At 69.3% G+C, this 14,141-nt stretch carries 13 protein-coding genes; 9 read left to right on the plus strand and 4 right to left on the minus strand.

What is annotated here, in order from left to right; translation table 11 throughout:
* The first annotated feature begins 122 nt into the window (after positions 1 to 122).
* The gene (locus ACQ86G_RS06660; RefSeq protein ID WP_431259858.1) at positions 123 to 1,217 is read left to right on the plus strand and encodes a hypothetical protein; all 1,095 of its coding nucleotides are present in this window, start codon (positions 123 to 125) and stop codon (positions 1,215 to 1,217) included.
* A gap of 105 nt (positions 1,218 to 1,322) precedes the next feature.
* Here the strand turns inward: ACQ86G_RS06660 and ACQ86G_RS06665 are convergent, their stop codons facing one another.
* From ACQ86G_RS06665 to panB, 3 genes are all read right to left on the minus strand, one after another.
* A complete protein-coding gene (locus ACQ86G_RS06665) occupies positions 1,323 to 2,033 on the minus strand; it encodes a peptidylprolyl isomerase (RefSeq protein WP_431259859.1) in 711 nt (236 codons plus the stop codon).
* A 205-nt stretch (positions 2,034 to 2,238) separates the two neighbouring features.
* Entirely contained in the window at positions 2,239 to 3,072 is an 834-nt protein-coding gene (gene panC, locus ACQ86G_RS06670) for a pantoate--beta-alanine ligase (RefSeq protein WP_431259860.1), read from the minus strand.
* Between the two features lie 2 nt (positions 3,073 to 3,074).
* A complete protein-coding gene (gene panB, locus ACQ86G_RS06675) occupies positions 3,075 to 3,899 on the minus strand; it encodes a 3-methyl-2-oxobutanoate hydroxymethyltransferase (protein WP_431259861.1) in 825 nt (274 codons plus the stop codon).
* A gap of 149 nt (positions 3,900 to 4,048) precedes the next feature.
* On the opposite strand from panB, the gene ACQ86G_RS06680 reads away from it, so the two are divergent.
* Positions 4,049 to 4,969, plus strand: a complete 921-nt coding sequence (locus ACQ86G_RS06680) for a hydrogen peroxide-inducible genes activator (protein ID WP_297532779.1) — start codon at positions 4,049 to 4,051, stop codon at positions 4,967 to 4,969.
* A 399-nt stretch (positions 4,970 to 5,368) separates the two neighbouring features.
* On the plus strand, positions 5,369 to 5,893 hold the full coding sequence (locus tag ACQ86G_RS06685) for a Dps family protein (protein ID WP_067280034.1): 525 nt from the start codon (positions 5,369 to 5,371) through the stop codon (positions 5,891 to 5,893).
* Here the strand turns inward: ACQ86G_RS06685 and ACQ86G_RS06690 are convergent, their stop codons facing one another.
* Positions 5,894 to 6,847: a phosphate acetyltransferase gene (locus ACQ86G_RS06690; RefSeq protein WP_431259862.1), complete on the minus strand. Its 954-nt coding sequence runs from the start codon at positions 6,845 to 6,847 to the stop codon at positions 5,894 to 5,896.
* Between the two features lie 120 nt (positions 6,848 to 6,967).
* Between ACQ86G_RS06690 and ACQ86G_RS06695 the strand changes: the two genes are divergently transcribed.
* From ACQ86G_RS06695 to ACQ86G_RS06720, 6 genes are all read left to right on the plus strand, one after another.
* Positions 6,968 to 9,250: a DUF3141 domain-containing protein gene (locus tag ACQ86G_RS06695; RefSeq protein WP_431259863.1), complete on the plus strand. Its 2,283-nt coding sequence runs from the start codon at positions 6,968 to 6,970 to the stop codon at positions 9,248 to 9,250.
* Positions 9,247 to 10,038, plus strand: a complete 792-nt coding sequence (fabI, locus tag ACQ86G_RS06700) for an enoyl-ACP reductase FabI (protein WP_431259864.1) — start codon at positions 9,247 to 9,249, stop codon at positions 10,036 to 10,038. The genes ACQ86G_RS06695 and fabI overlap by 4 nt, the downstream gene beginning before the upstream one ends.
* Positions 10,039 to 10,041: 3 nt before the next feature.
* The gene (locus tag ACQ86G_RS06705) at positions 10,042 to 11,265 is read left to right on the plus strand and encodes an acetate/propionate family kinase (RefSeq protein ID WP_431259865.1); all 1,224 of its coding nucleotides are present in this window, start codon (positions 10,042 to 10,044) and stop codon (positions 11,263 to 11,265) included.
* Between the two features lie 2 nt (positions 11,266 to 11,267).
* Positions 11,268 to 11,651 carry a hypothetical protein gene (locus tag ACQ86G_RS06710; protein WP_431259866.1) on the plus strand — a complete coding sequence of 128 codons (384 nt, stop codon included), beginning with the start codon at positions 11,268 to 11,270 and terminating at the stop codon, positions 11,649 to 11,651.
* Between the two features lie 67 nt (positions 11,652 to 11,718).
* Positions 11,719 to 12,324 carry a DJ-1/PfpI family protein gene (locus tag ACQ86G_RS06715; RefSeq protein WP_431259867.1) on the plus strand — a complete coding sequence of 202 codons (606 nt, stop codon included), beginning with the start codon at positions 11,719 to 11,721 and terminating at the stop codon, positions 12,322 to 12,324.
* A gap of 174 nt (positions 12,325 to 12,498) precedes the next feature.
* Positions 12,499 to 14,136, plus strand: coding sequence for a peptide chain release factor 3 (locus ACQ86G_RS06720; protein WP_431259868.1), 1,638 nt, complete (start codon positions 12,499 to 12,501; stop codon positions 14,134 to 14,136).
* Positions 14,137 to 14,141: the final 5 nt, after the last annotated feature.

The following is a 14,141-nucleotide window of genomic DNA, read 5'->3' on the forward strand; positions in this document are numbered from 1 at the left end:
CGGCCTGGGGAACGCGCCGAACCCGGCGCCGCACAGCGCCCCGGCGGCACGTCTCCCGAACCCCGAGACGTCCGCGAAGCACCCATGGTTCCCTCATCTTGCGTTAGGAGAACCTCGTGCTCATGGCTTCAACACTCTCGCGATCGTGGCTGGCCGCCTTGTCGCTGCTGGCCTGCGGGACCGCCGCCCAGGCCGCGCCCCCGTCCGACTGGAAGGCGAAGGACGGCTATTACTTCCGCCTCGACAGCGACGGCAACGTCGGCTGCTACAGCCCCGACGGCGTGAACTGCACCTCGGGCAAACCCGTCGAACCGGCGCGGACCCTGACCTGCGGTGCCAGGCACAAGGCGATCTGGGGCGACACGGGCTACGTCCACCAGGATCATTGGTGCAACGTGGTCTACGCCAGCTTCTTCGCGAAGTGGACCGACTACAGGATCCTTGGTCACGACATGATGTTGTCCAAGAATCCGGAAGGCGACACGATGTGCCTGTCCAAGGACGGACGCCTCTGCGCGTCGACCTCGGATGCGCCCAGGCAGAACGACTGGAAGGAAGTCCGCCCCGTGGTCTGTGGGCCGTCGAGCCAGGCCAGGGTGGGTCGCACCGGGTATGAGGACCCGTCGCACTGGTGCCGGTCCCGCGAAATCATTGCACGCGGCGTGAACCTGACCAATCAATGGGCGGGGCAGCCGTGGTCGAGCAAGAACGGCCAGTTCGAGATGGCGTTGCCCGACTGGAGTCAGAGCGTCAATCCAGCCTTTGTCGCTCGACTGCGCATGGGTGCCTGGAACAAGGTGCGGATGCAGGCGTTCTCCTCCGGGGGCAGCGTGCTGCTGGCGGCCGATTTCGGTGAACTCGTCGAGTTCTACCTGCCCGGGGAAGACTATTCCTCCGGCTTTCCGGTCCGACCGCTGCAGGGCACCGAACAGACGCTGGCGCTCATGGAGACCGCCGACCGGCTGTACGCCTTCGGCAGCAACGACCTGAGTTCGGCAGTGCTGCCGGCGCCGGCCAGCGACTTCCAGTCGTCGCACCAGCAGCTGCTGAGCTACAAGAAGCGCAATGACTACCCGGGGGCGCACCGCAGGCGCATGGAGGGGGCGACCAGCGGCAGCATCCTGCGCCTGATCGTCGTGGCGCCCTACGAGCGAAGCATCAACCCGGGAGTGCTGGAGGCCGTGATGGTGCAGGACCGGATCCTGCCCAAGCGCTGACGGCGGCGGTCGCTCGCGCCAGGTTCGGGCATCAGGCTGAACCCCGCGGGATATCGCCGTCGGACGGGATATCGCCGCGGGGCGCGCTCATGGCGCGCAGCCGGATCACTTCAGGCGGATGGCCCAGTACAGCAGGACTTCGGTCGCCGGGGTCTCGGCGCCGATGTAGAGCTGCGGCTCGGCGTTGATCTTGTCGACCGTGGCCTGACCGGAGATCACGCGGCCGAAGGTGGCATACCCCGCGTTCGGCGCGGTGGTCGAGGCGCTGTAGTCCAGCTTCGCGCTGTTGTCGGCGCTGTTGAAGAAGAACTGGCTGGTCGCGGAGTCGACCGGCGTCGCCGACCGTGCCATCGCGATCGTGTATTTCACGTTGGAGAGGCCGACATTCACCTCCAGCTTGATCGCCGTGCCCAGGCCGGTGGGGAAAGGCTTGCCGGCGAAACCCGTGGTGAAGCCGCCGCCCTGCGCGACGAAGTCGGGCACCACGCGGTGGAAGAGGGTGTTGTCGTAGTACTTCGCGTCGACGTACTTCATGAAGTTGGCCACGGTGATCGGCGCGCGGGCGTCGAGCTCCACGACGATCTCACCGTCGCTGGTCAGCATGCACACGACGTTCGCGGCGGTGCTGGCGGTGGCAGCCGCCTTGCCTGCGGCGCTGCAGTCCATGGTCGGCGCAACGGTGACCGGATTGGGCTTGGGCACCGGGTTCGAGTTGTCGTCACCGCCGCCGCCGCAGGCGGCAAGCAGGACGGCGGCGGACAGCGCCAGCAGACGCGGTGCGGGCGAGATCGAGGAGAGCAGGGTTTGCGGCTTCATGACGGCGTGTTGTCGGCGCTCGTGGCGCCTGCTTCTGGCAAAGGAGCGCGCAGTATCGTGTCGCAGCCGACACAAAACAGGGCCGTCGGGCGGGCGCCGCACGAAACGCGGCAGGGCTTTCCCTGACGACGGACGGCCTGGGTGAAGCAGCTCACCGTGCGGCCGTCAGAAGGCCCAGGATCACCGACGGAAAGACACCTTCGGTTCAGAACTCGAGGTTGTCGATCAGGCGGGTCTGGCCGATCTTCGCGGCGGCCAACGCCACCAGCGGTTCGCCCTCGCGTGCCGGGCCGAGGTCGTGACGGCGGCGCAGCGTGAGGTAGTCCGGCGCCCAGCCCGCGTTGCGCAGCGAGGCCATCGCATCGGACTCGATGCGGTCGAGGTCCCGCTCGCCCGCCGACCAGCGCGCGATCATGGCCTTCAGCGTGCGCGACAGCAGCAGCGCGTCCTGCTTCTGCTGCCCGCTCAGGTAGCCGTTGCGCGAGGAGAGCGCCAGGCCGTCGGCATTGCGCTCGGTCTCGCCCGCGAGGACGCGGATGGGCATCGCCAACTGGTCGACCATGCGGCGGATCACCATCAGCTGCTGGTAGTCCTTCTTGCCGAAGACGGCCACGTCCGGCTGGACGATCTGGAACAGCTTGGCGACCACCGTGCAGACGCCGATGAAGAAGCCGGGCCGGAAGTGGCCCTCGAGGATGTCGGCCAGCTCGACGGGCGGGTGCACCTTGTAGCCCTGCGGCTCGGGGTACATCTCGCGCTCGTCGGGGGCGAAGACCAGGTCGCAGGTGGCGCCCTCGAGCAGCTCGGCGTCGCGCGTCAGCGTGCGGGGGTAGCGATCGAAGTCCTCGTGCGGCGCGAACTGCAGCCGGTTGACGAAGACACTGGCCACGACGACACCGTCCTGGCCGACCGCCTCGCGCGCCTGGCGCACCAGCGCCAGGTGGCCGTCGTGCAGGTTGCCCATCGTGGGCACGAACGCGACCGGGCGGCCGCCCGCGAGCGCGGCGCGCAGGCCGGCGATGTCATGGTGGATCTTCATGATCAGTAGGTGTGCTCTGCGGCGGGGAAGGCGCCGGACTTCACGTCGGTGACGTAGCGGGAGAAGGCGTCGCCGATCGAGCCCGCGCCCTGCAGGAAGTCGCGCACGAAGCGCGGCTTGCGACCGCCACCCACGCCCAGCATGTCGTGCATCACCAGCACCTGGCCGGAGCACTCCGCGCCGGCGCCGATGCCGATCACCGGCACGCCCAGCGAGCGCGTCAGTTCGCCGGCCAGCGCCGCCGGCACCATCTCCAGCAGCAGCATCTGCGCGCCGGCGTCGACCAGCTCGCGCGCATGCGCCTTGATGCGCGCGGCGCCGGCCTCGTCGCGGCCCTGCACCTTGAAGCCGCTCAGCGCGGTGACCGTCTGCGGCGTCAGGCCCAGGTGGGCGCAGACGGGGATGCCGCGCTCGGTCAGGAAGCGGACCGTCTCGGTGGTCCAGCCGCCGCCTTCGAGCTTGACCATGTGCGCGCCGGCCTGCGCCAGCTGCATCGCGTTCTTCCAGGCCGCCTGCGGCGACTCGTGGTACGTGCCGAACGGCAGGTCCGCGAGGATCCAGGCCGTGCGGCGCGCGCGCGCCACGTTGGCCGTGTGATAGACCATCGCCTCCAGCGTGACCGGCACGGTGGTCTGCAGGCCCTGCACGACGTTGCCCAGCGAATCGCCGATCAGGATCGAGTCCACGCCGGCGTCTTCCATCGCGTGCGCGAAGGTGGCGTCATAGGCCGTCAGCATCGCGATCTTCTCGCCGGCGGCATGCATGTCGAGCAGGCGCTGCAGCGTGACAGGCTTGCGGTCGGGCGACGCGCCCGCCGGACGCGGCACGGCATAGAGGGACGTCGGAGGAGCGGTCGGGGGGAGGTCTGTTCGGTCATGCGAGTCCCCTGGAAGCAGGTCCGGGGAGGGGCCGGGGGGTGGGGCGGCAGTGTACCGGGACGGTGCCACGATGCCGCTTTCTGAGGACAATGCCGGCCATGACCCTGACCGAACTGCGCTACATCGTCGCCGTCGCCCGCGAGCGTCACTTTGGCCGTGCCGCGGAAGCCTGCTTCGTCTCCCAGCCGACCTTGTCGGTGGCGATCAAGAAGCTGGAGGAGGAGCTCGACGTCAAGATCTTCGAGCGCGGCGCCAACGAGGTCACGATGACACCGCTGGGCGAGGACATCGTGCGCCAGGCGCAGTCGGTGATCGAGCAGGCCAGCGCGATCAAGGACATCGCCAAGCGGGGCAAGGATCCGCTGGACGGGCCGCTGCGGCTGGGGATCATCTACACGATCGGGCCCTACCTGCTGCCGGAGCTGGTCAAGCACTGCATCGACCTCTACCCGCGCATGCCGCTGATGCTGCAGGAGAACTTCACCCAGAAGCTGCTGGACATGCTGCGCACCGGCGAGCTGGACTGCGCGATCATGGCCGAGCCCTTCCCCGACGCGGGTCTGGCGGTGGCGCCGCTGTACGACGAGAGCTTCGTCGTGGCGGTGCCGGCGGTGCATCCGCTGGCGAAGAAGCCGCGCATCAGCGCCGAGGAGCTCAAGGCCGAGACGATGCTGCTGCTGGGCAACGGCCACTGCTTCCGCGATCACGTGCTGGAGGTCTGCCCGGAGTTCGCGCGGTTCTCGACGGACGCCGAAGGCATCCGCAAGAGCTTCGAGGGCAGCTCCTTGGAGACGATCAAGCACATGGTGGCGTCCGGGATGGGCGTCACGGTGGTGCCGGCGCTGAGCGTGCCGGACCACGTCCCGCCGCACCTGCGCTATGTGCCCTTCGAGGATCCGGCGCCGACGCGACGCGTCGTGCTCGCCTGGCGCCGCACGTTCACCCGCTACGAGGCGGTCGCGGCACTGCGCAACGCGGTATATGCGTGCACGCTCAAGGGGGTGACCTTGCTGTCGTGACTCCCCGCAAGACCCGCCCTTCCTGAAAGCCGCCTCCGGGCGGCTTTAGTTTTTCCTCATCGTCGCGCTTAAGCTATCCAAATTGATCAATCAATAGCTCCTACCTAAAGTTCACTCCTCCGCGCTGTCGTGACCCTCCTTCCGGGAGATGCCAACGACAGGCGTTTGGGATTTCATCTGCAAGGAGCAAGACATGACCCCACGTTCCGGACAACGCACACTGGGTTGGCTGCTGGTGGCAGCCGGCGCCGCGCTGAACGTGCAGTCGCTGATCGACTGGATGCGACACAGCGTTGCGTGAACAAGGCCGTCGCACCTGCCTCGGTCATGTGGCCGATCCCCTGGATCGGTTAGGCTGCTCAGCGTCTTTTGTCTTCCATTCCCGTAAGGAGTCCCTCGATGGCCAAGAAGAGCCCCTCTCCCGCCAAAGCCGCCTCCGCCAAGGGCGCGCCGTCCATCCAGATCGGCATCAGCGACAAGGACCGCGCCGCGATCGCGCAAGGCCTGTCCAAGCTGCTGGCCGACACCTACACGCTCTACCTGACCACGCACAACTTCCACTGGAACGTGACGGGGCCGATGTTCAACTCGCTGCATGCGATGTTCATGGCCCAGTACACCGAGCTGTGGAACGCCGTGGACCCGGTCGCGGAACGCATCCGCTCGCTGGGCCACAAGGCGCCGGGTTCGTACGCGCAGTTCGCGGCGCTGAGTTCGCTGCCGGACGCGCCGACCACGCCGCCCAAGGCGCTGGACATGGTCCGCATCCTGGTCGACGGCCATGAAGGCGTCGCCCGCACCGCTCGCGCGTTGTTCGACCTGGTCGACAAGGCCAGCGACGAGCCGACCGCCGACCTGCTCACGCAGCGCCTGACGGTGCACGAGCAGACCGCGTGGATGCTGCGCTCGCTGCTGGAAGAGTGATCAGCCCACGGCCTTGATGCGCCCGGCCCGCCCGGCCTCGGCCAGCATCGAGGCCAGCGCGCACGACGCGAGCCGCGCCGTGCGCGAGTCGGCGCGGCTGGTCAGCACGATCGGCACCTTCGCGCCGAGCACCACCCCCGCCGCGTAGGCCTGCGCCAGGAAGCTCAGGCTCTTCGCCAGCATGTTGCCGGCGTCCAGGTCCGGCACGATCAGCACGTTGGCCTTGCCCGCCACCGGCGACACGATGCCCTTGATGCGCGCGGCTTCCGCATCGATGGCGTTGTCCATCGCCAGCGGGCCGTCCAGCACCGCGCCGGTGATCTGCCCGCGGTCCGCCATCTTGCACAGCGCTGCCGCATCCAAGGTCGACGGCACCTTCGGATTCACCGTCTCCATCGCCGACAGCAGCGCCACCCGCACTTCCGGCAGATGCAGCGCGTGCGCGAGGTCGATCGCGTTCTGCACGATGTCGACCTTCTCCTCCAGCGTCGGCGCGATGTTGATCGCCGCGTCCGAGATGATCAGCGGCTGCGCATGTCCCGGCACGTCCATTACGAAGCAATGGCTGATGCGCCGCGCGGTGCGCAGGCCGCCTTCGCGCCGGACCACCGCACCCATCAGTTCATCGGTGTGCAGACTACCCTTCATCAGGGCGTCGACCTCACCCTTGAGCGCCATCGCCACGCCCATCTCCGCCGCCGCATGGCTGTGCGGCACGTCGACGACGGTGTAGCGCGAAAGATCTACGCCGGCCGCGGCGGCAGCCTCCGACACCTTGCCCGCCGGACCGACCAGGATCGGCTCGATCAAGCCCAGCGCCGCTGCTTCCGTCGCCGCGAGCAGGGACACGTCGTTGCAAGGATGAACGACGGCCATGCGCAACGGCGGCAGCTCGCGCACCGCCTCGATGAGGCGGTCGTAGTGCGGATGGGCACCGGGCGCTTGTTCGGTCATGGTTCGATCACCCTGCGTCTCCCTCGGACATTGGCAACGAGTCGCGGACGATGATGCATGCTGCGGTGCAACAAATCAAGCCGAGCGGACTTCGCGAGGCGGGTGCTGGGAGCAAGGCGAATGTCCGGAACGTCCGACTGGATCCACGACTGGCAAGCGTACGCGACCGACGCGTGGCAGCGCTCGCTGCTGACGCTGGACACGATGCGCGAGCGCGGCAACGTGTTCCTCGACCACCTGAAGGCCGGCAAGCCCGCGCTGCTGAAGTTCGAGCATGAACTGCTGATCGACGGCCGCGACCTGCCGCAGCCCTGCAACTATGCGCTGCTGCGCATCCTGCCGGCGGACGGCGACATCGTCGATCCCGCGCGACGGCCCATCGTCGTCATCGATCCGCGCGCGGGCCACGGGCCCGGCATCGGCGGCTTCAAGCCGGACTCCGAGATCGGCGTCGCGCTGCGCGCCGGCCACCCGGTCTACTTCATCACCTTCGAGCCGGAACCGGTCGAGGGTCAGACCTTGCTCGACGTCGCGCGCGCCGAAGCCCACTTCATCGAGGCGGTCACCCGCCGCCATCCGAAGGCGCCGGGACTGCCGGCGGTGATCGGCAACTGCCAGGCCGGCTGGGCCGTCGCGGCGCTGGCGGCCGTGCGCAGCGACCTGATGGGGCCCATCATCCTGAACGGCGCGCCGCTGTCGTACTGGGCCGGCTCGCCGGAGCAGAACCCGATGCGCTACGCGGGTGGCGCGCTCGGCGGCGCGTGGATGTCGGCGCTGTCGGCGGACCTCGGCGGCGACCGCTTCGACGGCGCGCACCTGGTCTCCAACTTCGAGAACCTCAATCTCGCCAACAGCGGGTGGGACAAGTACTACCACCTCTACGCCAACGTCGACACCGAGCGCGACCGCTTCCTCGACTTCGAGCGCTGGTGGGGCGGCTACTTCCGCATGACCGGCGAGGAGATCGAGGCCATCGTCGAGAACCTCTTCATCGGCAACCGCCTGGCGCGCGGCGAGGTCGAGCTCGAAGGCTATCGGCTCGACCTGCGCAACATCGCCGCGCCGATGGTGATCTTCGCGTCCTGGGGCGACAACATCACGCCGCCCCAGCAGGCGCTGGACTGGATCATCGACGTCTGGGGCAGCGAGAAGGCGCTGGTCAAGGCCGGCCGCACCATCGTCTACATGCTGCATCCGAAGATCGGCCATCTGGGCATCTTCGTCGGCGGCGGCATCGCGCGGCGCGAGCATGAGCAGATCCTCGACACGCTCGAGCAGATCGTCGCGCTGCCGCCCGGCCTGTACGAGATGAAGATCGATGCCCGCGACCCCGACGCGCCGCTCGCGGCGCTGGAATCGGGCGACTACTCGGTCAGCTTCGAGACCCGCACCGTCGACGACCTGCGCGCGCTGAACCCGGAATGCCGCCGGGACGAGGCGCTGTTCAGCACGATCGCGCAGGTGTCCGAGATGAACATGCGTCGCTACCGCCAGTGGCTGCAGCCGGCCGTGCGCGCGGTCGGCAGCAAGGCGCTCGGCGATTGGCTGCGCTGGATGCACCCGTTGCGCCAGCAGCATCTGGCGATCTCCGACCTTCACCCGCTGGCCCCGTGGCTCAAGCAGGCCGCCGGCGCTGCCCGCGCGCAGCGTCAGAGCATCGATGCCGAGAACCCCTGGCTGAAATGGGAACAGCTCGGCTCCCGCGCGATCAGCGAATCGCTGGACCGGCTCGGGCATCAGCGCGACGCGACGCTCGTGCACTGGGTGGAAGCGGTCTACGGACCGCACGGGCTGGGCGCGCTGCTGCCGCCACGGGACTCGGACCTCGCCTCCGGTGCCGCGCACGCGGCGGCCGATGAGCGCGAAGGACGTCGCATGGCGCTGGAACAGGTCGAACAGGGCGGGTTCGCCGACGCCGTCTGCCGCATCCTGCTCGCGGGCCTGGCGCATCGCGGGGTCGTGCAACGGCGCGGGCTGGTGCTGGGCCAGCTGCTGGCCGATTCCCACCGCCGCATGGCCGAGGAGGCCGAAGGTGCCGTCTCCGCCGACACGGTGCCCGGCGAGGACTGGGCCACGCTCCTGCATCGGCAGGCGCTGATCGTGACCTTCGCGCCGGACGAGGCGATGGCGGCATTGCCGGCCTTGCTCCCCACCCTGGAAGACCGCGAACAGGCGCTGGCGCTCGCGAGCGCAGTGCTGATGAGCGAATCCGAGCTGGCCGATCCGAAGTCGCCAACGTCGCGCTACGTCCACGAGCTGCTGCACGTCGATCCGGCGCGCGTCGCCGACATGGCGCTCGCGCTGTCGGCGCCCGGCACGGCGTCGACGGCGACCACGGCGACGGTCTCGATCGCGGCCTCGCCGGCGCCCAGGTCCCCGCGCCGCCGCAAGGCGGTCGCATGAACTCCGCCGCGGTGCAGTTCGGCCGGCTGCTGGCCGGGCGCAAGGTGCTGATCACCGGCATCGCCAACGACCAGTCGATCGCCTACGGCTGCGCCCGGGCCTTCCGCGCGATGGGCGCCGACCTGGCGCTGACCTACCTCAACGACAAGGCGCTGCCGCACGTGAAGCCGCTCGCCGACGCGCTCGGCGCCGACATGCTGCTGCCGCTGGACCTGCGCGATCCCGAGGCGCTGGACAGCGTCTTCGCCGCCGTGTCCGAGCGCTGGGGCGTGCTGCACGCGGCGCTGCATTCCATCGCCTTCGCGCCCAAGGACGACCTGCACGGACGCCTCGTCGACAGCAGCGCGGCCGGTTTCGCGATGGCGATGGACATCTCGTGCCACAGCTTCATCCGCCTGGCGCGGCTCGCGGAGCCGCTGATGCGCGCCTCCGGCGGCACGCTGTTCACGATGAGCTTCCAGGGCGCGAGCAAGGTCGTCGAGCACTACAACCTGATGGGTCCGGTCAAGGCCGCGCTGGAGGCCTCGGTGCGCTACCTGGCGCATGAGCTGGGTCCGGTCGGCATCCGCGTGCACGCGATCTCGCCGGGGCCGATCGCGACACGCGCGGCCTCGGGCCTGGAGGAGTTCGACCAGCTGCTCGCCGACGCGGCCGCGCGCGCGCCGGCCCACGCGCTGGCGACGATCGACGACGTCGGCTACGCGACCGCGATGCTCGCGGGCGATCACGCGCGGCTCATCACCGGTTCCACGCTCTACGTGGACGGCGGTTATCACATCATGGGGTGAGCAATGGATGCACGACTGGAAGGCGAATTCATCGCGGTCGTCAACGCGGGCTCATCCAGCATCAAGCTGTCGATGTACTCGCTGCACGAGGACCGCCGGCTGGGGCCGCTGCGGCTCGAACTGCGCGCGCAGGTCGAAGGCATAGGCACGGCCGAACCCCACTTCGAGGCGTCCCATGCCGACGGCTCGAAAGCCGGCTCGCGCGACTGGCCGGTCGGCGAGACGCTGACGCATGAAGGCGCGCTCGATCACCTGGTCGAGTTCGTCACCCATGAGTTCCCCGGCATCCGGATGCTGGGCATCGGCCACCGCGTCGTCCACGGCGGCACGGCGTTCGCGCAGCCGGTGCGGGTGACACCGCCGGTGCTGGCGCAACTGGAGACGCTGACGCCGCTCGCGCCGCTGCACCAGCCGCACAACCTGGCGCCGATCCGCCGCGCCTTCTCGGCGTTGCCTGGGCTGCCGCAGGTCGCGTGTTTCGACACCGCCTTCCACCGCGGCCAGTCCGACATCGCCGATGCCTTCGCCCTGCCCTACGCGCTGTTCGAGGCCGGCGTGCGCCGCTACGGCTTCCACGGCCTGAGCTACGAATACATCGCCTCGCGGCTGCCGGCGCTGTCGCCGCGACTGGCGGACGGTCGCGTCGTCGTCCTGCACCTGGGCAACGGCGCCAGCGCCTGTGCGCTGCACCGCGGCCGCAGCATCGCCAGCAGCATGGGCTTCACCGCCGTCGACGGCCTGCCGATGGGCACGCGCAGCGGCGCGGTCGATCCCGGCGTGCTCCTCTACCTGATGGACGAACAGCGCATGGACGCGCGCGAGCTCGAGACGCTGCTCTACAAGCAGTCCGGACTGCTGGGGCTGTCCGGCATTTCCAGCGACATGCGCCAGCTGCTCGCCAGCGACGCGCCGCGGGCGCGCTTCGCGATCGACGTCTTCGTGCACCGCGTCGCCCGCGAGATCGGCGCGCTCGCCGCGGAAATGGGCGGCCTGGACGGACTGGTCTTCACCGCCGGAATCGGCGAGCATGCCGCGGAGATCCGCCGTCGGGTGCTGTCGCGCTGCCTGTGGCTGGGGCTGTCGGTGCAGGACGCCGCCAACCGCGAGGGACCGGCCGAGCGCCGGATCAGCACCGTCGACAGCCGGTGCGAGGCCTGGGTCATCCCCACCGACGAGGAACTCATGATGGCCCGCCACACGTTCCGGCTGCTCGCCGGGGAGGAGTGACCATGCGAACACCCAAGCAGCGCCACAGCCACGAGGAGTGGGAGAAGACCGTCGAGGACGTGGACCTGCAGATCGCGCAGCTGGCGATCATGTGCCATGTGCGGCTGCTCGATCCCGGCGTCATCGAGCGGGTGCTCGACAACGACCTGCGCATCTGCGGCGACGGCCACGAGAGCGGCTTCGAGAAGCTGCGCGGGATGCTCTACCTGCACTACGAGGTCCAGGCCCGGCTGGCCGAGGAACTCGGCCCGGTCGACGCCGCCGAGGTGGTCCAGCGCGTGCGCCAGCACCTGCTGGTGCGCATCGGTACGCAGCTCGGCACGCTGGGGACGCCACAGGCGCCGGGCAGCGGCAACGGCGGCAACGCCGGCTCCGGCGGTCAATAACCCCGACGGCTTGGGCGGGGCGGTCGTCGGCGCTACAGTGGGCCGCATCGCCTTGCGGGGTCACTCCATGCGCATCGCCATCCTTTCCTTCGACGGCTTCAACGAGATCGACAGCTTCATCCCGCTGGGCTTGCTGAACCGGCTCAAGCCGCTGGGCTGGTCCGCCGAGCTGTGCGGACCGGGGCCGACGGTCACCTCGATGAACGGCGTCACCGTCCAGCTGAAACATCCGCTCGAATGGGCCAACGAGGCCGACGCCGTCTGGTTCGGGTCCGGCATCTACACGCGGGCGATCGCGGAGAACTCGGCCGTGCTGGATCGGCTGCAGCTCGATCCGACGCGGCAGCTGATCGCCTCGCAATGTTCCGGCGCGCTGCTGGTGGCGCGGCTGGGGCTGCTCGGCGACGCGCCGGCCTGCACCGATGCGTCCACGCGTCCCTGGCTGGTCGAGGCGGGCGTGCGCGTGCTCGACGAACCCTTCCACGCCCGCGGCCCCGTGGCGACCTCGGGCGGCTGCCTGGCCTCGCAGTACCTCTCCGCATGGATCATGTGGAGCAAGGCCGGCGAGTCCGCCGCGCGCGATGCCCTGACCTACGCCGCGCCGGTCGGCGAGAAGGACGAGTACGTCGAGCGCCTGCTGGCCTGGGTCCGACCCTTCATGCCTGCGGCATGAAGGGTCTCACGAGGTCCTGACACCGGAGTCGGCGGCAGCCGGCCCCGGGGGATGCGACCTGCGGTGAAGCCCCGCCAGCGTGGGAGCAGACCCCGGGGCCGGCTGCCGCCGACGGGCGCGGTCAAAGAAGCGGGTCCGTGCCCGATAATCGCCGGTTCGCCGCCCCGAGTCGCCATGACCACCGACCAGTCCCGCATCCCCGCCGAAGTGCGCCGTCGCCGCACCTTCGCCATCATTTCCCACCCTGACGCGGGCAAGACCACGCTGACGGAGAAGCTGCTGCTGTTCTCCGGCGCGATCCAGATCGCGGGTTCGGTGAAGGCGCGCAAGGCCTCGCGGCATGCGACCTCGGACTGGATGGAGATCGAGAAGCAGCGGGGCATCTCGGTGGCCTCGTCGGTGATGCAGATGGAGTACCGCGACTGCGTCATCAACCTGCTGGACACCCCGGGCCACCAGGACTTCTCGGAAGACACCTACCGCGTGCTGACCGCGGTCGACGCGGCGCTGATGGTGATCGACGCGGCCAACGGCGTCGAGCCGCAGACCCGCCGGCTGATCCAGGTCTGCCGGGCACGCAACACGCCGATCCTGACCTTCGTCAACAAGATGGACCGCGAGGTCCAGGAACCGCTGGCGCTGATGGACGAGATCGAGCGCGAGCTGGGCATGACGGTGGTCCCGTTCACCTGGCCGGTCGGCATGGGCAAGCATTTCCACGGCGTGATGGACCTGCGCCAGCAGCGCATGCGCGTCTTCGCGCCCGGCGAGGACCGCGCCGCCGGCACCGAGGAAGTGCTGGATGGCCTGGACAACCCGGCCTACGCCGAGCGCTTCGGCATGCAGTACGACAACGCGCAAGGCGAGATCGAACTGGTCAAGGAAGCCGCGCCGGCCTTCGACGAGGACGCCTTCCTCGGCGGGAAGCAGACGCCGATGTTCTTCGGCTCCGCGGTCAACAACTTCGGCGTGCAGGAAGTGCTGGACGCGCTGGTCGAGCTGGCGCCGGCGCCGGCCGAACGCGCCGCGATGCAGCGCGTCGTGCAGCCGGAGGAACCCAAGTTCACCGGCGTCGTCTTCAAGATCCAGGCCAACATGGACCCGGCGCACCGCGACCGGATCGCGTTCCTGCGCGTGGCCTCGGGCCACTTCGAGCGCGGCATGCGCCTGAAGGTCGTGCGCTCGGGCAAGGAGCTGCGCCCGAACACGGTGGTGAGCTTCCTGTCGCAGCGCCGCGAGCTGCTGGACGAGGCCTTCGCCGGCGACATCATCGGCATCCCCAACCACGGCGTGCTGCAGCTCGGCGACACGATCACCGAGGGCGAGGCGCTGCAGTACACCGGCCTGCCCTTCTTCGCGCCGGAAATGTTCCGGTCCGTGGAAGTGGCGGATCCGCTCAAGACCAAGCAGCTGCGCGAGGGCCTGCGCCAGCTCGGCGAGGAAGGCGCGATCCAGGTCTTCCGTCCCGAGGCCGGCAGCGTGCTGCTGCTGGGCGCGGTCGGCCAGCTGCAGTTCGAGGTCGTCGCGCACCGGCTGGAGCACGAATACGGCGTCAAGGCCCGCGTCATGCCGGCGCGCTACAACGTCGCGCGCTGGGTGACCTGCGACGAGGCGGACGGCGGCGAAAAGGAACTGCGCCGCTTCATCGACCACAACGCGCACCGCGTCGCCTGGGACGCGGTGAACGCGCCCACGGTGCTGCTCGAGTACGCCGGCGAGCTGCGCGCGATGCAGGAGAACTGGCCCAAGATCAAGTTCCACGCGCTGCGCGAGCACGCCGGCCTGGTCTTCCAGAAGCAGATGGACGCCTGACGGCG

The organism is Roseateles chitinivorans, assembly GCF_050632145.1.
GTDB classification, from domain to species: Bacteria; Pseudomonadota; Gammaproteobacteria; order Burkholderiales; family Burkholderiaceae_C; genus Roseateles; species Roseateles chitinivorans_B.